This window comes from Devosia sp. Root685 (genome assembly GCF_001427875.1).
Lineage (GTDB): Bacteria > Pseudomonadota > Alphaproteobacteria > Rhizobiales > Devosiaceae > Devosia.
The window spans coordinates 1,728,048-1,748,167 of sequence record NZ_LMHK01000001.1; the positions used below are offsets into that span (position 1 = coordinate 1,728,048).

At 62.4% G+C, this 20,120-nt stretch carries 19 protein-coding genes; 12 read left to right on the plus strand and 7 right to left on the minus strand.

Annotated elements, in window-relative coordinates:
• Window positions 1-73 precede the first annotated feature (73 nt).
• The gene (locus ASD83_RS08250) at window positions 74-1,774 is read right to left on the minus strand and encodes an electron transfer flavoprotein-ubiquinone oxidoreductase (protein WP_320409098.1); all 1,701 of its coding nucleotides are present in this window, start codon (window positions 1,772-1,774) and stop codon (window positions 74-76) included.
• A 10-nt stretch (window positions 1,775-1,784) separates the two neighbouring features.
• On the opposite strand from ASD83_RS08250, the gene ASD83_RS08255 reads away from it, so the two are divergent.
• From ASD83_RS08255 to moaB, 3 genes are all read left to right on the plus strand, one after another.
• Window positions 1,785-2,597, plus strand: coding sequence for a uracil-DNA glycosylase (locus tag ASD83_RS08255; protein WP_056309578.1), 813 nt, complete (start codon window positions 1,785-1,787; stop codon window positions 2,595-2,597).
• Window positions 2,598-2,902: 305 nt separating this feature from the next.
• Entirely contained in the window at window positions 2,903-4,225 is a 1,323-nt protein-coding gene (locus ASD83_RS08260; RefSeq protein ID WP_082561024.1) for an MFS transporter, read from the plus strand.
• The gene (gene moaB / locus ASD83_RS08265) at window positions 4,203-4,739 is read left to right on the plus strand and encodes a molybdenum cofactor biosynthesis protein B (protein ID WP_056309579.1); all 537 of its coding nucleotides are present in this window, start codon (window positions 4,203-4,205) and stop codon (window positions 4,737-4,739) included. Before ASD83_RS08260 ends, moaB begins: the two co-directional genes overlap by 23 nt.
• Before the next feature lie 40 nt (window positions 4,740-4,779).
• On the opposite strand, the gene ASD83_RS08270 is transcribed toward moaB, so the two are convergent.
• Window positions 4,780-6,261: an MDR family MFS transporter gene (locus ASD83_RS08270; protein WP_056310009.1), complete on the minus strand. Its 1,482-nt coding sequence runs from the start codon at window positions 6,259-6,261 to the stop codon at window positions 4,780-4,782.
• A 375-nt stretch (window positions 6,262-6,636) separates the two neighbouring features.
• On the opposite strand from ASD83_RS08270, the gene ASD83_RS08275 reads away from it, so the two are divergent.
• Window positions 6,637-7,785, plus strand: a complete 1,149-nt coding sequence (locus tag ASD83_RS08275; protein ID WP_082561025.1) for a PA0069 family radical SAM protein — start codon at window positions 6,637-6,639, stop codon at window positions 7,783-7,785.
• Between the two features lie 202 nt (window positions 7,786-7,987).
• Here the strand turns inward: ASD83_RS08275 and ASD83_RS08280 are convergent, their stop codons facing one another.
• Together ASD83_RS08280 and ASD83_RS08285 are read right to left on the minus strand one after the other, a co-directional pair.
• A complete protein-coding gene (locus ASD83_RS08280) occupies window positions 7,988-8,680 on the minus strand; it encodes an HAD family hydrolase (protein ID WP_056309581.1) in 693 nt (230 codons plus the stop codon).
• A gap of 78 nt (window positions 8,681-8,758) precedes the next feature.
• A complete protein-coding gene (locus ASD83_RS08285) occupies window positions 8,759-9,340 on the minus strand; it encodes a hypothetical protein (protein ID WP_056309582.1) in 582 nt (193 codons plus the stop codon).
• A gap of 77 nt (window positions 9,341-9,417) precedes the next feature.
• On the opposite strand from ASD83_RS08285, the gene ASD83_RS08290 reads away from it, so the two are divergent.
• The 4 genes from ASD83_RS08290 (at window position 9,418) to ASD83_RS08305 (ending at window position 12,254) form a co-directional block, all read left to right on the plus strand.
• Window positions 9,418-9,783 carry a DUF4180 domain-containing protein gene (locus tag ASD83_RS08290; protein WP_056309584.1) on the plus strand — a complete coding sequence of 122 codons (366 nt, stop codon included), beginning with the start codon at window positions 9,418-9,420 and terminating at the stop codon, window positions 9,781-9,783.
• Entirely contained in the window at window positions 9,783-10,478 is a 696-nt protein-coding gene (locus tag ASD83_RS08295; protein WP_056309586.1) for a ribonuclease HII, read from the plus strand. Before ASD83_RS08290 ends, ASD83_RS08295 begins: the two co-directional genes overlap by 1 nt.
• Window positions 10,479-10,560: 82 nt before the next feature.
• Window positions 10,561-11,694: a site-specific DNA-methyltransferase gene (locus tag ASD83_RS08300; protein ID WP_056309588.1), complete on the plus strand. Its 1,134-nt coding sequence runs from the start codon at window positions 10,561-10,563 to the stop codon at window positions 11,692-11,694.
• Between the two features lie 137 nt (window positions 11,695-11,831).
• Window positions 11,832-12,254: a nitroreductase/quinone reductase family protein gene (locus tag ASD83_RS08305; RefSeq protein WP_056309589.1), complete on the plus strand. Its 423-nt coding sequence runs from the start codon at window positions 11,832-11,834 to the stop codon at window positions 12,252-12,254.
• A 58-nt stretch (window positions 12,255-12,312) separates the two neighbouring features.
• Here the strand turns inward: ASD83_RS08305 and ASD83_RS08310 are convergent, their stop codons facing one another.
• Together ASD83_RS08310 and ASD83_RS08315 are read right to left on the minus strand one after the other, a co-directional pair.
• Window positions 12,313-12,711 (minus strand): type II toxin-antitoxin system VapC family toxin, encoded by a 399-nt coding sequence (locus tag ASD83_RS08310; RefSeq protein WP_056309591.1) that lies wholly within the window; start codon window positions 12,709-12,711, stop codon window positions 12,313-12,315.
• A complete protein-coding gene (locus tag ASD83_RS08315; protein WP_056309593.1) occupies window positions 12,708-12,938 on the minus strand; it encodes an AbrB/MazE/SpoVT family DNA-binding domain-containing protein in 231 nt (76 codons plus the stop codon). Before ASD83_RS08315 ends, ASD83_RS08310 begins: the two co-directional genes overlap by 4 nt.
• Window positions 12,939-13,206: 268 nt before the next feature.
• Between ASD83_RS08315 and ASD83_RS08320 the strand changes: the two genes are divergently transcribed.
• Complete coding sequence (locus tag ASD83_RS08320; protein ID WP_056309594.1) at window positions 13,207-13,746, plus strand: hypothetical protein; 540 nt, start codon at window positions 13,207-13,209, stop codon at window positions 13,744-13,746.
• Between the two features lie 30 nt (window positions 13,747-13,776).
• Here the strand turns inward: ASD83_RS08320 and mutY are convergent, their stop codons facing one another.
• Complete coding sequence (mutY, locus tag ASD83_RS08325) at window positions 13,777-14,829, minus strand: A/G-specific adenine glycosylase (protein WP_056309596.1); 1,053 nt, start codon at window positions 14,827-14,829, stop codon at window positions 13,777-13,779.
• Window positions 14,830-15,056: 227 nt separating this feature from the next.
• Here mutY and ASD83_RS08330 point away from each other — a divergent pair, with 227 nt between their 5' ends.
• The 3 genes from ASD83_RS08330 (at window position 15,057) to ASD83_RS08340 (ending at window position 20,085) form a co-directional block, all read left to right on the plus strand.
• On the plus strand, window positions 15,057-15,572 hold the full coding sequence (locus ASD83_RS08330; RefSeq protein WP_056309598.1) for a DUF721 domain-containing protein: 516 nt from the start codon (window positions 15,057-15,059) through the stop codon (window positions 15,570-15,572).
• Between the two features lie 145 nt (window positions 15,573-15,717).
• A complete protein-coding gene (locus ASD83_RS08335) occupies window positions 15,718-16,530 on the plus strand; it encodes a DsbA family protein (protein WP_056309600.1) in 813 nt (270 codons plus the stop codon).
• A gap of 99 nt (window positions 16,531-16,629) precedes the next feature.
• The gene (locus tag ASD83_RS08340) at window positions 16,630-20,085 is read left to right on the plus strand and encodes an AAA family ATPase (RefSeq protein WP_056309601.1); all 3,456 of its coding nucleotides are present in this window, start codon (window positions 16,630-16,632) and stop codon (window positions 20,083-20,085) included.
• The last annotated feature ends 35 nt before the right edge of the window (window positions 20,086-20,120 follow it).

Here is a 20,120-nt window from a genome sequence, read left to right on the forward strand (position 1 = left end):
CTGCCGGCACGCTGTGGTCGCAAAGATTGTCCGTTTTACGACTGCGCCGCAAGGCCGCGCGCGTTATGCGCGGTCACATTCCGCTGTAGTTGGGGCCGCTGCCGCCCTCGGGCGGCACCCAGGTGATGTTCTGGGCCGGGTCCTTGATATCGCAGGTCTTGCAGTGAACGCAGTTGGCCGCGTGGATGCGAAAGACCGGCTCGCCGTTTTCGCTGGCCATTTCATAGACCCCCGCAGGGCAATAGAGTGGCGCCGGCTCGCCATATCGCGGCAGGTTTTCGCGCACAGGAATGCCGGGATCCTTCAGCTTCAAATGAACCGGCTGATCCTCGTCATGCGCCAGATTGGCGAGAAAAACCGAGGAGGCCCGATCAAATGTCAGCTTGCCGTCAGGGCGGGCATAGCGCCGTCCGTTGACCGCAGCGCGCGGCTTCAGTTTTGCAAAATCCGCCGCGCCATGCGAGCGCAGGTTAAGCGGCGAGCGGCCAAAAATAGCCGAAATCCACAGATCGGCCCCAATGGCGAGCGACCCCGCGATCGTCCCCAACCGCGACCAGAGCGGCTTGGCATTGGCGACGCCCTGCAATTCGCGCGCAATTCCCGTGCGCATGATGCTAGGCCCGAAGGCCGCGACCAGATCATGCTGCCGCCCCTTCTCAAGCGCTGCACCCACCGCATCGGCCGCGCCGATGCCGGAGAGAATGGCATTATGAATGGCCTTCAACCGCGGCGCATTCATGAAGCCGGCCGAACAGCCGATCAGCCCGCCACCGGGAAAAGCGAGCGTCGGGATCGACTGCCATCCGCCCGCCGTCACCGCCCTTGCGCCATAGCTGATGCGTGTGCCGCCTTCGAGCAGTTTTGCGACAGACGGATGCAGCTTGAAGCGCTGGAATTCATCGAAGGGGGACAGCGTCGGGTCGGCATAGTCGAGATAGGTGACTTGTCCGACATAGAGCCTGTTGTTCTCGGCGTGATAGACGAAGCCACCGCCCGCGGTCGCATTGTCGAGCGGAAAGCCGAGATAATGATCAACCTGCCCCGCACGGTGTTTTTCCGCCGGAATTTCCCAGATTTCCTTGATGCCGAGGCCATATTTCTGCGGCTCGCGAGCAAGGCTAAAATCGCCAATGATTTGCTTGGCCAGCGATCCGCGCGCGCCCTCGGCGATCAGCGTATATTTGGCTTCGAGCGCAATGCCCTCGGCAAAGCCGGCTTTGGGATTGCCCTCCGCATCACGTCCGAGATCCCCAGTAATGACGCCGCGCACCGGGCCATTGCCCGTGCGCAACACGTCCACCGCCGCCGTCATCGGGAAAATATCGACACCCAGTTCGGCCGCCTGTTCACCCAGCCACTGCACCAACCGCCCAAGGCTGACAATCACCGCGCCGGGCGTCTTGAGCTGTGGGGGCACCAGAAGATGGGGCAGAGCGAAATCGCCCTTTGCCGTCAGATAGTGAAACCTGTCCTCTGTGACACCGGGCCCGACCGGCGCGCCCTTCAGCCGCCAGTCCGGGAGCAGCGCATCGAGCCCTGCCGGGTCCATGACCGCACCCGACAGAATATGCCCGCCGATCTCGGCCGACTTTTCCACCACTGTGACGCTGAGTTCAGGATGGCGCTGTTTGAGCCGAATTGCCGCTGCAAGGCCCGAAGGACCGGCGCCGACAATAAGAACGTCGGTCGAAATCGTCTCTCGATTGCCAGCTTCGGCCATAGTCCAACCCTCAACGTCGGCAGGCGACTGGTCGCCTCCGATGCGGTGTGACATAACGAGCCCCATGTCTCAAGGTCGAGAACTCAACAAGGCTGAACTGCTTGCCGTGCTGGACTGGTATCGCGCCGCCGGCGTGGATCTGGCCGTGGGCGAGGATCCGGTCGATCGCTTCGCGCAACCGGCCCCCGCGCCCTCTCCCGCTCAGGCTCTCCGCCAGGCTGCGGCTGCCCCAGCCCAGCCGCCACAGCCCGCCACCGCCGCCATTATCGGGGACCCGTCCGAAGCGCGCAAACTCGCGGCCTCAGCCGCTACGCTCGATGAATTGCAAAAGCTTCTCGACGCCTATGATGGCTGCAGCCTCAAATTCCGCGCCACCCAGCTGGTCTTTGCCGACGGCAATCCAGAAGCAAAGATCATGCTGATCGGCGAAGCTCCCGGCGCCGAAGAAGATCGTCAGGGCAAACCCTTTGTCGGCCGCTCCGGCCAGTTGCTCGACCGCATGCTCGGCGCCATCGGGCTCGACCGCACAAAAGTCTACATCGCCAACACCGTTCCCTGGCGCCCGCCCGGCAATCGCACCCCGACGCCCGAAGAAATGGAACTGTGCCTGCCCTTCCTCAACCGCCAGGTCGAACTGGTCGCCCCCCGCCTCGTCATGACGCTCGGTGGCCCCGCCATGCAGACCGTCTTCAAGACCACCGCCGGCATCATCAAGATGCGCGGCCGCTGGCAGGACGTCGCCATCGGCACGCATCAGGTCGACGCCCTCCCCACGCTCCACCCGGCTTATCTTTTGCGCAACCCGGCCGCCAAGCAGCAGGCCTGGGCTGATCTGCTGAGCCTGAAGATGAAGATGGTAGAGCTGGGGTTGAGCTGAGGGCCTAACTGGCTTTCGCGAGCGCCGTCACCCCCTCCCATCCTCCCCCATCAAGGGGGAGGTGTCACCGAATTCGCTATAGCGAATTCGGTTGGGGCCGGTGGTTTTGACTGAGCCGTGCCCCAAACTCGATCTGACACCTCCCCCTTGATGGGGGAGGATGGGAGGGGGTGGAGCGGCAACCGCCAAAGCCCAGTCAACTTTTTGCCCCGCCTCCCCATTTCCGCCCTATCGCTCCGCCTATGTCGCGCTATGGTCACCTCTCGGTGATTTGCAACGTTTCGCTGCCACTATTTTAGAGCGCCATGGCTTCCGTCATCAAAATCTACGCCCTGTTCCTCGGCTCGGCCCTGTTGATGTTCGGAGGTGGCCTGCAAGGGCTCCTGCTCTCGGTGCGCGGCGCCGAGGAAGAGTTTTCCCTCCTCGCCCTTGGCTTGATCGGCACCGGCTGGTCGGTCGGCTTTGTCGCCGGCTCCATCGCTGTCCCGATGATCGTGCGCAAGGTTGGTCACATCCGCGCCTTCTCCGTCATGGCCGCCATTGGCACGGTGACGATCCTCCTCAACCTCCTCTGGATCAACGATGTCAGCTGGATCGTGCTGCGCGCGCTTTCCGGCTTTTGTTTTGCCGGCGCCGCCATGATCGTTGAAAGCTGGCTCAATGAGGTCGCCGACAACAAGAGCCGCGGCACCATCTTTTCGATCTATGTGACCATCAACTTGACCGCCTCGACGGTTGGCCAGATCGCCATGTCGGTCACCGGTACCGCCGGCTATATTCCCTTCGTCATCGGCGCCATCGCCTTTATCTGTGCGCTGATGCCGCCGGCTCTGACCTCGAGCCCACAACCGCGCCCCCTCGCCTCCGCCAAGCTCGATCTGCCGCTTCTGATCAAAACCTCGCCCGTCGCCGCCGTCGCGGCCTTCTGCTGCGGCATGGCCAATGGCGCCTTCGGCACGCTGGCGCCGGTCTATGGCTATGAACAGGGGCTCGATGCCTCGGGCATTGCCCTGCTTTTCGCCATCGCCGCCATTGCCGGCGCCGTCGCGCAAATTCCCTTCGGCCGCCTCTCCGACCGCATCGATCGGCGCCAGGTCATGGTGGGCCTTGCAGCCGGCGCCTCCGTCGTCGGCCTTCTTATCGTCATCATCAACCCCAGCGCCGGCTGGCTGATGTATGTGCTGTTCGGCCTTTATGGCCTGGCCGCCAATCCGCTCTATCCAATCGCGGTGGCCCACGCCAACGACTTCGCGCGGGATGGCGACTTCGCCAAGATCGCGGGCGGCATGCTGCTGATCCTCGGGCTCGGCCTTGCTGTCGGCCCGGCGATCGCCTCCATGCTGATGAGCAATATCGCGCCCATGGCGCTCTTCATCATCACCGCCATTTTCCATGCCGCCGTCGCCGGCTTTGCCTTCATGCGCATGCGCGTCCGCAAGAGCGTCGATGCTGCCCATCGCGCGCCGTTCCAGCCGATGGATCGGCAGGCAACGCCCGAATCTATTGTGCTCGATCCACGGGCTGATAGTGATGCCGAGGACGAGGAGATCGTGCGGCACGAGCCGGCGGTCCCCGAAGAGCTGATCGAAACCACGGAGCCAAAGCGTGTTCAAGACGGAACGGTTTGAGGATCGGGCCTTCAAGCCCCTGTCCATCGCAGTCATCGCCGTTTCCGACACGCGGACGCTCGAAACCGATACCGGCGGCGCGCTCCTAAAGTCCCTCCTCGAAGCCGATGGCCACACCTGCTTCGACCGGCAAGTCGTCCGCGACGACATCCAGCTTATCCGCGCCGCCGTCCAGGCCTATGTCGCCAATCCCAAGGTCGATGTGATCCTGACGACCGGCGGCACCGGCTTTTCCGGCCGCGACGTCACGCCTGAGGCCGTCGAACCGCTGTTCGACAAGCGGATGGAAGGCTTTTCCGTGCTCTTCCATCAATATTCCTCCACCACCGTCGGCACGAGTTCGATCCAGTCCCGCGCCACGGCGGGCCTCATCGGCACCACCTTCGTCTTCTCTCTCCCCGGTTCGCGCGGCGCCTGCCGCGACGCCTGGGAAGGCATTCTCACCCAGCAACTCGACTACCGGCACAAACCCTGCAATTTCGTCGAGCTGATGCCGCGCCTCGACGAGCGCTGATACAAAAAGGCCGGGCATTGCCCGGCCTTTTCTCGTTTTATCAGTGACCCATTGCCGGGCCGCCGTGACCGCCTTCCGGCCGTTTCACGAAGAACGCCGCGACGATCATCAGCAGCGACACGATGGCGCCGCAGAGGAAGCCGCCGCGAATACCGGCCGCCAATGCGTCCACACCGTCAAGACCAGCCGCAACCCCCGCCGCCGATTGCAGGCTCATCACCGCCACAAAGAGCGCAATGCCCGCCGCGCCCGCCACCTGCTGCACCGAACCCAGAATGGCGCTGGCATGGGAGTAGAACTTCGGCGGCACCGAGCTCATCGACGCGGTAAAGAGCGGCGTGAAGGTAAAGGCGAGGCCCACGCTGAGGACGATATGCCCGGCAACCACGGCCCAGACCGGGGTATGCTGGCTGACCAGCGTCAACGCCCACATTACGGCCGAAACCGCAATGACGCCGGGCACCAGCAGCGGCCGCGGCCCAACGCGGTCATAAAGACGGCCAACCACCGGACCAAGCACACCCATCAAGAGGCCACCGGGCAGCAAGAGCATGCCGGTCTGCAAGGTATCAAGGCCGAGCACCTTCTGCGTATAGATCGGCAACAGAATGGAACTGCCGAGCAGCGCCACCATGGCAATCGCCATGGTGATCAGCGCAAAAGTATAGTTCCGATGCTGCAGCGTACGCAGATCGAGCAGCGCCTTGTCATCGTTCTGCAAACCGAACTGCCGCCAGACGAAAGCCGCCATAGCCACGACACCAACAGCAATCGGCGCCCAGGCCGGAATGGCCGAACCGTGTTCCGCGCCTTCGCCTAGGCTCGACAGGCCATAGACGATGCCGCCAAAGGCAAAAGCCGAGAGGATCACCGAAAGCACATCAAGCGGCGCATAGCGCGGCGTCGAGACATTGCGGATGCGGCTCGCGCCAATCACCAGCGCCAGGATGGCGATAGGCAGGGTGAAATAGAACATGAAGCGCCAGTCGAAATGGGCGAGAATAAACCCGCCGATCGTCGGGCCGACGGCCGGCGCCACGGACATGACGATTGAAATATTGCCCATGACCTTGCCGCGCCCTTCGGGCGGCACCAGCGACATCACCGTGGTAATCAGCAGCGGCATCATGATGGCCGTGCCGACCGCCTGCACGACGCGGCCTGCGATCAGCAATTCGATCCCCGGCGAGAGCGCGCAGATCAGCGTACCAAGGGTAAACACCGACATGGCGACCATATAGATCGGCCGCGTGTTGAGTCGCTGCAGCAGGAAGCCGGTGATCGGAATCACCACGGCCATGGTCAGAAGAAAGGCCGTCGTCAGCCACTGCGCCAGGCTCGCCGTGATCCCGAGGTCGGTCATCAGATGCGGGATGGCCACGCTCATGATGGTTTCGTTGAGAAACACCACGAAGGTCGAAACGAGCAGCAGCCCGATAACCAGCCGGTTGCGCGCCGCGTTGTCAGGATGATGGGGAGCGCTTTGCTCAAGCGCGTCGAATGTTGCTGTGTCTGTCGTCATGTCCATACCCTCACTAAAGCGCGTGACACCCTTGCGACGCATGGCATCGCTCGAGTTCGACAGCGCTTTCCAATTTCTCTGCGACAAGGCCTGTCAGCAGCCATCAGTTCAGACCGCGCTTAACTAATCCTGGCGGGAATGGTGGTCAATGCTAAATTTTTTGCTTAACTGATGTGCCCCATTTTCGGGGGAAACCTGCATAGGCCCGGCTAAAGCGATCGTCCAGACGCAATTCGCGCAAGGCTGCAATGCGTGCCGAAAAATTGAGAACAAAATATAAACATCGTTCTTGTTGTGTTCTAATTCGGTTGCTAGATTTGAAGGGCGCCAACGAGGTCGATTCCAGACCGCAGCGGCGGCAGCAGGAGATTTGCCATGGCCCTCTATCAGGCCCCCAGCTTCGAAGCGCTCGAACGTCTCAGCCAAAGCCGCGACGCCGATCTTGCGCGCCGCGAATTGCTCGATAGCGATCGCATTCGCGGGCGCGGCGCGCAGACCAACCGCTCCGGGCGCTTCGAAACCCATGCGCGCGAAAATTTCGACGATGGCTGGGGCAGCGTCGAAACCCTGCCGACCTTCGAAACGGTCGAGCACACAGAGCGCGCCAGAAGCATCATCACCACCAATGACAGCCCCGATATCGGCTTTGATCGCTCGATCAATGCCTATCGCGGCTGCGAGCATGGCTGTTCTTATTGCTATGCCCGCCCGTCCCACGCCTATCTCGGCCATTCCGCCGGCGTCGATTTCGAGCGCGAAATCTACGTCAAGACCAATGCCGCCGAGGCCCTGCGCAGTGAATTGGGCGCAAAATCCTATCGCCCCAAGCCCATCGCCATGGGCACCAATACCGACCCCTATCAGCCCTCCGAGCGCAAGCATAAGCTGACCCGGGCCATTCTTGAAGTCATGCTCGAAACCCGCCACCCGGTGATGATCACCACCAAGTCGGCGCTGATCCTGCGCGATCTCGACCTCCTCACCGAATTGGCAAAACTCGGCCTCGCCAAGGTCGCGATTTCAGTGACCTCGATGGATCATAAACTCAGCCGCAAGATGGAGCCCCGCGCCTCCTCCCCCTCCCGGCGCCTTGAAGCCATAAGGCTTTTGAGCGAGGCGAGCGTCCCCACCGCCATCTTTGCTTCACCCATGATCCCGGCCATCAACGACATGGAGCTCGAACGCATCCTCGATGCCGGCAAGGCGCAAGGTGCACTCGCCGCCTCGATGATCCTCCTCCGCCTTCCGGGCGAAGTGCGCGACGTGTTTCGCGAATGGCTGTTGCGCCATTTCCCCGACCGCGTACGCCACGTCCTCTCGCTCGTCCGCGACACCCGCGGGGGGCGGGACTATGACTCGCGCTTCGGCACCAGAATGACCGGCGAAGGCCCCTACGCCACCCTTTTGCGCCAGCGCTTCGAAAAAGCCCGCGAACGCTACGGCCTCGACGTCAAACTACCGGGCCTCAGAACCGACCTCTTCGTCCCCCCGACGCTCGAGAGCAAACAGATGAGCTTGTTTTAGGCTCTTCTGATTTACGCTGACACGTATTCACTCTCGATTGTCACCCCGGCGAAGGCCGGGGCCCACCCTGAGATCGCGAGATGGGTCCCGGCCTTCGCCGGGATGACAGAAGGTGGGTGGAGAAGTATCTGCGACCGACGTTCTGCCGTTGACTGGTAAAACGATCTGACAGATTGCCGGGACAAGCCGGCAATGACGCCAACTAAGCGCTCAGCGCCTCGCTCGCCCCAACACGCTCCGCAATAAACCGCAGCATCTGCGCATCCCGATAATCCCGCGCCGCCAGCGTCGCACCAGCCTCCAGCAACTGCGCCGGTTCCAGCCCCGTCGCCATGCCGATCGTCGCAATCCCCGCCGAAGTCGCCGACTTCAGCCCCGTACGCGAATCTTCAAAAGCCACGCAGTTCTCGGCCCTGGCCCCAAGAATCCGCAGCCCCTCCAGATAGGGCAGCGGATGCGGCTTGCCGTGTGCCAGTTCGTCGCCGATCACCAGCCCCTTGAACCGGTGCCGCGCCCCAATGCTATTCAGCAATTGCTCGGCATTATCCCGGGGCGCATTGGTCACGGCCACCGCCGGCAACCCAATCGCATCGGCCCAATCGAGCAGCGCAAAAAGCCCATGCACCGGCTCGACGCCCTCGGCGGCCAGCGAACGGAACAGGGCTTCCTTTTCCATCATGATTTCCCACTGCCGCTCCGGGGTTTCATGCGGCAAAAACTGCGCGCCAATCGCCTCATTGGCTAGCCCCTGCAGTTCGCGGCCGAAGCGTTCGCGGTCAAAATGGTGCCCATAGGGCGCAAAGGCGCGATTAAAAGCTTCGAGGTGCAGCGGATCGCTTTCCACCAGCGTTCCATCGATATCGAAAAGGAGGCCAGCGCCGGGTAGAAGAGTCATGAACAGTCCTTGCTTGAGCGCGCGCAAAGCACACCAAGAGGGCGCATTCGTCAACACGCAGTTCGCCGCATCAGGCGCTCAGTACTGCTCCACTTTGCGCGCATTGCTCGCCATGAAATCGAGCGACCCCATCACCCCCTGCAGCGACAACCAGATATCGGCCGGCTGCTCCTCTCCCGTCATCGGCACGACGAGTTTGAGCGATGCGCGCTCCTTCATCCGCTCGATCAACCGCGCTTCGAGTTCGGCATCGGCCACGAAATACTGGTTGGTGACATTGAACCGCGTTTCGATGTGCTCACCCATATTGAGCATGACCGGACCATCGCCGGCAAAGAGCAGCCGCATGGGCCGGCTTTCGTCATATGCCCCCTGATCCGCCGCCACGGTGATGGCGAGATCCAATTCGCCATCGAGCCGATTGCGGATCAGCGTCAGTTTGTAAGCCGGCAGATTGGCGCTGTTCAGCGCCTGGCTGCCGGTGCTGGCAAAGCACGAATAGCCATAATAATCCGTGGAATCCTCATTTATGGTGTCAGGACAAGACGCCAGCCAGTCGCGAAAATATTCGCGCCATTCGCCATAGGAATGATGAAAAGGTTCGGCCGCTGCGGGCACGGTCAGCAGCAGCAGGGCGGCAAGGCGTGCGACATAACGCATAAGAGCACTCTCGTCTTTGCCCCCCGGCCAGACTCTTATATCAGTGACCCCGGAAAAATGACCAGAGGACGACAGGCGTGGCTATCGAGAAGATAAACAGCCTCAATGTGATGCTTCTCGACGAGATCGGGCCGCGACTCGGTTCCGAGCAGGACGCGCTCGACGTCATCGGCGCCACCTATGGCCTCGATGTGGATGCCGTTGCCATTCCCGTATCGCGCTTCGCTCCCGATTTTTTCGTCCTCGGCAACAAGCAGGCTGGCCACTTCATCCAGAAACTGCAGAACTATTCCCTGCGCCTCATTATCCTCGGCGATCTCACCGAGGCCATGGCGAACAGCAAAGCCCTCACCGATTTTGTCGGCGAGACCAATCGCATCGGGCACCATTTCTTCGCTGGTGATCGCGCCGCCATGGAGGCCGGCTTCGGCCGGACCCGCTGATGGTTCGCAAAACTGTCATAACGGTCGAAACCACCACCGAACTCTTCGCGCCTGAAGCCGCCTTCCCCGATTTCAGCCATGAGCAAATGGCCTATGACCGCGGCGCCCGCTCTGTCGTCGGCGTCGATGAAGCTGGCCGCGGCCCCCTCGCCGGCCCCGTCGTCGTCGCCGCCGTGCGTCTCGATCCCAATCGCATCCCACAGGGCCTCAACGATTCCAAGAAACTGACGCCCGAACGCCGCGCCGAACTGTTCGAGGAAATTTTGGCCGTCGCCGACGTCGCCATTGTCAGCGCCCCACCTTCCGATATTCTCAATCTCAATATCCGCGGCGCCACCCTCGCCGCCATGACCCGCGCCGTCCGCGCGCTCCCCTGCACCGCCGACTGCGTGCTTATCGATGGCCGCGATATTCCGCCCGGCCTCCCCTGCCCTGGCATTGCGCTGATCGGCGGCGATGGCCGCAGCGTTTCCATCGCTGCCGCCTCCATCGTGGCCAAAGTCATGCGCGACCGCATGTGCGCCATCATGGATTGCGACGCGCCCGATTTCGGCTTTGCCGGTCACAAGGGCTATGGCACCGCGGCCCATCTCAAGGCCCTCAATCGCCACGGCCCCAGCCGCCACCACCGCTCGGCCTTCGCCCCGGTGGCGGCGCTTCTCATCCAAAAAGCCACCGTCACAATCGAGGGTTAACCCCTCGCTAACCCCTTACAAACGCTCCATTAACCCTGACGAAGTACAAAGGCATGGTTAGTACTGCGTTAGGGATAGTTGCATGTTGCGTACCGCGCGTACGGCCCAGTCGGCCGATGCGGAGGAGGCTTCCCGCCTTCCGATCGACACCATTCTCGTGGGCGATTGCATCGACCATATGAATGCCTTGCCGGCCGGCTCCGTCGATCTCATCTTCGCCGACCCCCCATATAACCTGCAGCTGGAACAGGGCCTTACCCGCCCCGACCAAAGCAAGGTCGATGCGGTCGACGACGATTGGGACAAGTTCGATTCTTTCGCCCATTACGACGCCTTTACCCGCGGCTGGCTGAAAGCCGCGCGTCGCCTGCTGAAACCGGATGGCGCCATCTGGGTCATCGGCTCGTACCATAATATTTTCCGCGTCGGCACGGCGCTCCAGGATCTCGATTTCTGGATGCTCAACGACGTCATCTGGCGCAAGGCCAACCCGATGCCGAACTTCCGCGGCACGCGGTTCACCAATGCGCATGAAACCCTAATCTGGGCCTCGAAAAGCCAGAAGAGCCGCGTGACCTTCAATTATGAAGCCATGAAGCTTGCCAATGACGACACGCAGATGCGGAGCGATTGGCTCTTCCCGATCTGCACCGGCTCCGAGCGCCTCAAAAACGAAGACGACGACAAGGTCCATCCGACCCAGAAGCCGGAAGCCCTGTTGTTCCGCATTCTCAACGCCACGACCAAGCCGGGGGATATCGTCCTCGACCCCTTCTTCGGCACCGGCACCACCGGCGCCGTGGCCCGCAAACTTGGCCGCCACTTCATCGGCATTGAGCGCGAAGAGACCTATATAGCCGCCGCCCGCAATCGCATCGCCTCGATCCGCCCCGCGGTATTTGACGCACTGCAATCGGTCACGCCGAAGCGCAAGGAAACCCGCATTCCCTTCGGTTCGCTGGTCGAACAGGGATTGATCGAACCGGGCGCGCAACTTTTCGACTTAACGAAACGTTACTCTGCCATGGTTCGTGCAGACGGCTCGCTCGTCTCGGGTCCGCACCAGGGGTCGATCCACAAGGTCGGCGCGCTGGTTCAGGGTTCCGAGGCATGCAACGGGTGGACCTTCTGGCACCACGACTATCTTGGCGTCGCCGAGCCCATCGATGTCCTCCGGGCCAGTGTTCGCCAAAAACTTGATTTGCTTTCTGCCTGATCCTGACCTCCAATCATGTCTCAGGCTCTTAACTGGCCGCCGGTTTGCCCCGGCGGCCTTTTTGTTTTCTGGGCATTACCTTGTTCCCGCGCTGTGCCGATACTAGGTTAAGGCCACCCAAAGGAACGAGGCCGGACATGAGCAGTTTCAACGATCAGGTGATAGCTGACTTCAAAGAGAGCAACGGCAAGCCGGGAGGCTATTTCAAAGGCTCCCCAGTGCTCCTGCTCCATTCCATCGGCGCCAAGAGCGGCGCTGAACGCACCCAGCCCCTGATGTTCCTCCAGGAAGACAAGGACACCTGGTTCGTTTTCGCCTCCTTCGGCGGCGCCCCCAATAATCCGGCGTGGTATCACAATGTCATTGCTCATCCCGAGCTGGATATCTCCGTTGGCGACGGCACCACCATCACCCGCATACCCGTTCGCGCCCGCATCCTCGAAGGCACCGAGCGCGACACCACCTATGCACGGCAAGCCGCCCTCTTCCCCCAATTCGCCGGCTATGCCGAAAAAACCACCCGCGAAGCCATCCCGGTTATTGAGTTGACAAAGCGCTGAGTTGACGCGCGCCGGGGCGGACGTGCCAGTCGGCCCTCCCCCGGTGCTCGTAATCGTGCTAGGGCGAAATCAGTTCAACCGTCGGAAAATATGTCCGATACCGCCCCGCGTCGCGGGTCAGCAGCGGCAATCGGCTAACCGCCGCATGGGCGCCAATGAAAAAATCGGGCAGGACACCGCTTCGTGCCCCGCCTGCCTTGCGATATTGCGCAAAAGCCTTGCCGGCGAGAAACAGCGCCGGACGCGGCAGGCCAACCATTTCCAGCCCAGCCTTGGAAACGAAGTCATCCAGCAATTCAATCCGCTCATAGCGGACGCCGAGTTCGGCATAGACGACATCATTGATAAAAAGTGGACCGTGCAGGCTAGCCGCCTCTAGCGACGCGATCGACCAATCGACCCATTGCGGGTCGGCGGTTACCAGGTCGAGCAGCACATTGGTATCGACCAATGTCACGGCTCGCCCCGCGTCAACGCCATGATCTCTTCAGTCGCCATCCCCTCGCCGGCATGTCCGCGAAGCTGGGCAAACCGGCTGGATGGCGCGGGCGTCGCCGGCTCGATGACGATGTGACCGTCAGCGGTACGACGGAAATCCACGCGGCTGCCCGGCACGATGCCCAAGTGGTCCCGTACGGATTTTGGAATGGTCACCTGACCCTTGATCGTCACGGTCGTACTCACGGCACACCTCGGTAATACCTATTTCAAAATAGGTATTACATAACCACTCAAAAATCAATGGGGGCTTTCCTTACCCACCCCCGCCTGCGCCATAACTTCCCTGAACAACACCGACACGTCTCTCTGCTCTATCCGACGAGAGCAAAGGTCCATTTTGCGGATGATCCACATACATTATCCAAAACTTAACGACCTCATGTTTTGGTAAGATAAATCATATTCGCGTTTTACTTGCCCACAAAACCTTTGCTCTTTGGGAGATTTATCGGTGTCTATTGTTGGTGGTTTTTCGTCGCAGGGTGAAAGCAGCTGGAGAGTTCTTGTCGATTCTCCCGCTTCCGCTCTGTCCCAAAGCGCACAATCGGGTGGCGGGGGCGCTTCGGCAAAGCCGGCCGGCAGTGCCACGCTTCTGTCCCTTTCCGATGCCGCCAAAGACGTGATCGCCAAGGGCGATGCCTTTGAGGGCCTGAAGCCTGCCCATAGCGACGCGGAACTCGCCGAGATCGGCAAGCAGATGCGGGGACAATTGGTGCTGTCGCGTCTCGAGCGGACCAATCCCGCAGGGGCCGAGGCGCTGCGCGAGGCAATGGCCAACGGAACGGTCAAGACGCAACTCGCCGCCGATGTTCCGGGCGTAAACTACAAGTCGAAGGAAACCTTCACATACGATGCCAGCGGCAACGTGAAGTCGCAAATGGTCGGCGTCGACTATTTCAAGCCGTCGGCCCACATCCAGGCCATCATCGACGCCGGGCGCGGCGCCCCGATGTGGCAGAGCGGCGTCGGCGACGTTTGGATCACCTGGTGATCGAATAGAGCACCGGACTGGCGGCCCGTCCTACCCCAGCCCCGCCTGCGCCAGCACTTTCCTGAACAGCGTCGGCAAGGCCTCGCCCTTGAGCGCCGATGGCTGGCTCCACCAGCCATTTTCGAGACCGTCCGCCGGCACGAGCGAAGACCACACTTCCAGCTCCAGCCGGAAATGGGTGAACACATGCACCACCTGCCCGCGATGTCGCCATTGGCCCGAAACGGGATAGGCAACTTCGGACAGGTCGGATGACCATTCCGACGTCGGCACTTCGGTCATGCCCCCGAGCAATCCCTTGCCCGGCCGCGATTGCAGGTAAACATCGCCGCTCTGGTCCGTCATCACAAAGGCATGGCCGCGCCGCACCGGACGCTCCGCCTTTTCCGGCTTGATCGGATAAAGCGTCGGCGCACCTTCGCGCGTTCCCAGGCAATCACGTTGCAGCGGACAGATCAGGCACGAGGCCACGCGCGGCGCGCAGATGGTCGCGCCGAGATCCATCATCGCCTGGGCAAAATCGCCCGCCCGCTCCGGCACACTTGCTTGCAGGGCCGAACGCAATTCGTCCTTCGCCTCCCGGACCGGCACGGGCAGCGTGTAAAATCGCGCCAAAACCCGATCGAGATTGCCATCGAGCACGGCAATCCGCTCGTCAAAGCAGATCGCCGCGATCGCAGCGCTCGTATAGGCGCCGATGCCCGGCAGGGTCTGCAAACCTTCCGAACTCTTCGGAAACACCCCACCATGGTTTTCAACCACCGCCACGGCGCAGGCATGGAGATTTCGCGCCCGCGCATAATAGCCAAGCCCGGCCCATTCGCGCAGCACCGCATCGAGCGGCGCAGCGGCCAGGTCAAAAACCGTCGGCCAGAGCTGGGTAAACCGCAAAAAATACTTTTGCACCGCCGCAACCGTCGTCTGCTGTAGCATCACCTCGCTGAGCCAGACGCGATAGGGACCGGCATGCACACCCTTGGCCCGATCCGCCGGCGAAACGCGCCAGGGCAAAGTGCGCGCATGGCGATCATACCAGGCGAGCACGGCGTCGGCGTCGATGGGGTGGGGGGCAAGGAGAGGCATGGCGGATGGATATATTTTTGGGGGTAGGGCTTCAAGTCCGACAAAATTGTGCGCGCCGTCACTCCCTCCCATCCTCCCCCATCTAGGGGGAGGTGCAGACCGGTGACCTTGAACATATCGCGCGTCACACTCGATGCGACACCTCCCCCTTGATGGGGGAGGATGGGAGGGGGTGGGGCCACACACCCCGCTTGCGTCTCCCCCGCCCCAGCGCTACTCCCAACCTCATGGCCGAAAAGGAACTGCCCGAACCAAAACGCAGGAACAAGACACTCAGCGTTGCTGACGTGCTTTCGGGCGCGCTCGATCCGGTGCTGAAAAAGCGCGGTTTTGCCACCCGCGATATCATCACCCATTGGCGCGTCATCGCGCCGCCGCCTTATGACCAGACCACCATGCCCGATAAGCTCGTCTGGCCGCGCAGTGCCGGCCATGGCCACGAAGGCGCGGTGCTCTATCTCCGCTGCGGCCCTGGCCAGGCCCTCTTCGTCCAGCATGCCGCGCCCGAAATCGCCCAGACGGTCAACCGCTATTTCGGCTATCACCTCATCAACGAAGTGCGCCTCTCGGCCGAGCTATTCACCCCCGGTTCAGGCGCAAAGGTTCAAAAGAACAGGCAACCGAGCCAGAGCGACATCGCAAAGGTCGGCACCGCGGTCGAAAAGATCGAGGATACTGATCTGCGGGAAGCGTTGCGGGTTTTGGGCCTGGCGCTCTCCGGCAGATCGGACAAAAGCAGATAAGCATCCCTCCGAAAGTAGTTGCCGGTTTCGGGATCAGGACAGGTGAAGCGGATAGAGTGTTCACCCCCAAGTGATAATCATGCCCACTTGCCGACACCAAGCCCATGTGTAGTGTCGCGCATAACAATAATCAGGAGCCTGACACGTGAAGTTCAACCGCCGTGAGACCCTTATCCTTGCCGCTGCCGCCTCTGCGCTGAGCCTTTGCGGCCTGAGCGGGGCGCAGGCCGCCGAAGGCGACGTTGTCGATCAAGCCAAGCTGCTCGCGCCGGCCGGTGGTATCGCCGACAAGGTGCTGGGCAATCCCGACGCTCCGGTCACGGTCATCGAATATGCCTCGCCCACTTGCCCGCATTGCGCGACCTTCCACAACACGGTCTATGAGCCCTTCAAGGCCGAATATGTCGATACCGGCAAGGTGAAATTCATCCTGCGCCCCTTCGTGCGCAATGTGCTCGACGCCGCCATCTTCATGCTGGCCGAGGCCGCGGGCGAAACCAATTACCACAATATCATCGGCACCTATTTCAAGACCCAGGGCGAATGGGGCGTTTCCGAAACCCCGCGCGACGCGATCTATACCATTGCCACCCAGCTCGGTTTTACCAAGGAAAGTTTTGACGCTGCCTTGACGAATCAGGACCTGTTCACTGGCATGGAAGCCATGCGCGAACAGGCGCTGAACGAATTCGGGCTCCAGGGCACGCCGACCTTCTATGTCAATGGCAAGACGCTTTCCGGTGACAAGACGCTCGAGCAGCTCGCTGCCGAGATCGACCCGCTTGTGCCCGCCGATTTCGTCGCTCCTGCCGCTGGCGCTGCTGCAACCCCTGCCCCGGCAACCGACGCAATGGCTCCTGCCCCAGCCGCCGACGCACTGGCGCCCGCGGCTCCGGCCGACACCATGTCTCCGGTCGCGCCGTCCGACACCATGTCGCCGGCCACCCCTGCGCAATAATCTCCGCATACTCGATCGGCACCTCCCCCTTGATGGGGGAGGTTGGGAGGGGGTGTTGGCAAGCTCAGCACCCCGTCTGCTTTTCATGCGGTTGAGCCCATGAAATTCTCCCGCCTCAAACTCCACGGTTTTAAAAGCTTTTCCGACGAAACCACTCTCGTCATGGAGCCTGGCCTCACCGGCATTGTCGGCCCCAATGGCTGCGGCAAGTCCAATCTTGTCGAAGCCATGCGCTGGGTCATGGGTGAAAACTCATACAAGGCCATGCGCGCCTCCGGCATGGACGACGTCATCTTCTCCGGTTCCGGCAATCGCCCCGGCCGCAATTCGGCCGAAGTGACGCTGGTCCTCGACAATGCCGACCGCACCGCTCCCGCCGCCCTCAACACCGCCGACGTCCTCGAAGTCACCCGCCGCATCGAGCGCGAGGCGGGCTCCGTCTATCGCGTCAATGGCAAGGAAGTGCGCGCCCGCGACGTGCAACTGCTCTTTGCTGACGCGTCCACCGGCGCCCATTCCCCCGCCATGGTCCGCCAAGGCCAGATCGGCGAGTTGATCGCGGCAAAACCCACCGCCCGCCGCGCTCTCCTTGAAGAAGCCGCCGGCATTTCCGGCCTCCATTCGCGCCGCCACGAGGCCGAACTCCGCCTCCGCGCTGCCGAGAGCAATCTTGAGCGCGTCGACGATATTATCGGCCAGATCGGCACCCAGCTCGAAACCCTGAAACGCCAGGCCCGCCTCGCCATCCGCTATCGCGGCCTGTCCGGCGACATTCGTCGCGCCGAAGCGACGCTCTTCCACATCCGCTGGGTCGCCACCCGCGCCGCCGAAAAAGACGGCGAAGCTGCGCAGGCCGTTCTCATCCGCAAACTGGCCGACGCCACCCATGCCGAGCGCATGGCGCAGAAAAACGTCGAAGAGGCCGAAGCCGCCCTCGCCCCCTTGCGCGAACGCGAGGCCGTCACCTCAGCCATTCTCCAGCGCTACAAAATTCTCTTCGAGCAATTGAGCGAAGAATCGCGCCGCCTGCAGCAGCGCCGCACCGAACTCGAAGAACGCCTCCGGCAAATCTCGCAGGACGGCAGCCGCGAACGCGAACTGGTCGCCGAAAGCGAAGCGAGCCTTGCCGCTTATGCGGAAGAGCAGGAACGCATCGAGGCCGAAGAAGAAGAGGCCATTGAAAGCCTCGAAGCCGCTCGCCGCGAAGCCGACGAGGCCCGCGCTGCCGCAGCCTCTGCCGAAACCGAATCGCGCCTCCTTTCCGACCGCCTCGCCCAGATGCGCGTCCGCCGCGGCCAGGCCCAGCGCGCCGTCGCCGATGCCGATCTCCGCCTCGAACGCCTGACGCGCGAAATCGCCGGCGTCGAAGCCGACATGGCCAAAATCGCCGAAACCATTGCCGGCGACGAAACCCTGATGCGCCATCAGGACGCGCTCGAAACCGCCCACGAAGAAGCCGAGATCGCCGAAAGCGCGGCTCTCACGGCCGAGGAAGAAGCATCAGCCGCCCAGCAAAAACTCGACGAAATGCGCCCGCGCCTCGCCGAACTCGATGCCCTCGTCACCGGTCTCGAAGCCGAAGCGACCACCTTGGGCAAAATGCTCAATGTCGGCTCCAGCCTCTGGCCCGCCATCGTCGACGAACTAAAAGTCACACCCGGCTACGAAACCGCCCTCGGCGCCGCTCTCGGCGACGATCTCGACGCCTCTTCGGATGCCGGCGCTCCCCTCCACTGGTCCATCGCCATCGAAGGCTATGACGATCCGCCGCTGCCGCAGGGTGCGGAACCACTCTCGCGCTATGTCACCGGCACGCCGCTCCTCAAACGCCGCCTCGATCAGATCGGGCTTGTCAGCGATATCGTCGGTCCCGGCCTCATGCCCGCCCTTTGGCCCGGCCAGCGCCTCGTTACGCTCGACGGCGCCATGTGGCGCTGGGATGGTTTTGTCGCCGCCGCCGATGCCCCAACCGCCGCCGCCCTCCGCCTTTCGCAGCGCAATCGCCTCGCCGAACTCGACGAGGAAGTTTTGCGCGCCAAGGCCGAGCGCAACGCCTTCCGCCGCGACATCGACAGCCAAACGTCCGCCCTCGACCTCGCCCGCCAGGCCGAACGCGGGTGCCGCGAAGACTGGCGCAAGGCCCAGCACGCCATCAGCCTCGCCCAGACCGAACTCGACCGCGCCCTTCGCGCCCAGGGCGAACTCGCCTCCCGCCGCTCCGCCCTCGAAGAAGCTCATACCCGCCTCCACGGCAATCTCACCGAAGCCGAAGCGGTGCGCGAGGAAGCCGCCGTCATCCTCGAAGAAGCAGGGGAAGAAGACGATCTCGTCCATCGCCTCGAAGAAGAGCACGAGCGCCTCGCCGCCTTGCGCGAACGCGCCGATCAGGCCCGCCTGAACCTCGGCAATTTCGAAAGCGCCGCCCGTATGCGCGCCTCCCGGCTCGATCAACTGGCCCGCGACCGCGCCGCCTGGCAACGCCGTTTCGATGGCGCCGCCGCCCAGCTCGCCACCCTCGACCAGCGCACATCAGCGGTAAAAGCCCAGCTCGACGAACTCGACGCCGCTCCCGAAGGCTTCGCCGACCGCCGCGCCCAATTGGAAGACCAGATCGAAGACGCGAACCTCGACCATTCTGAAGCCAGCGACCGCTTCAACGCCGCCCAGACCGCCTGGCGCGACCACGAAAAGTCACTGCGCGGCGCCGCCGATGCCCTTTCCGAAGTGCGCATCGAATTGACCCGCATCGAAGAGCGCCTAAAGGGCACCATGGCGCAGCGCCAGCAGATCGAGCGCCAGGTCGAAGAAAGCCTCGGCATTCCCGCCAGCCGCACCCTCGAAGTTTCAGGCATCCGCCCCGAAGAAGCCCTGCCCCCCGAAACGCCGACCGAACAAAAGCTCGAACGGCTCAAAGCCGAGCGCGAGCGCCTCGGCGGGGTCAATCTCTCGGCCGAAAAGGAAGCCGAAGAGGTTCAGGAAAAGCTCGATACCATGGTCGCCGATCGCGACGACCTCATTGAAGCCATCGCCAAACTGCGCGGCGGTATTGCCGCCCTCAACCGCGAAGGCCGCGCGCGATTGAATGAAGCCTTCGGCAAGGTGAACGCCTATTTCCAGGAACTCTTCACCACCCTTTTTGGCGGCGGCACGGCCGAACTGACCTTTGTCGAAAGCGACGATCCGCTCGAAGCCGGCCTCGAAATCATCGCCCGCCCACCGGGCAAAAAACCGCAGACCATGACCCTCCTCTCCGGCGGCGAACAGGCCCTCACCGCCATGAGCCTGATCTTTGCCGTCTTCCTCACCAATCCCGCGCCCATCTGCGTCCTCGACGAAGTCGATGCCCCGCTCGACGACGCCAATGTCGAGCGCTTCTGCAACCTCCTCGACTCGATGCGCCAGCGCACCAATACGCGCTTCATGGTCATCACCCACAACCCGATCACCATGAGCCGCGTCGATCGCCTCTTCGGCGTCACCATGGCCGAACGCGGCGTGTCGCAACTCGTGTCCGTCGATCTGCAGACGGCGGAAAGTTTCCGCGAAGTGGTTTGAGGCACGCCATAAGCGCTTGACCCGGAAATTCAGCG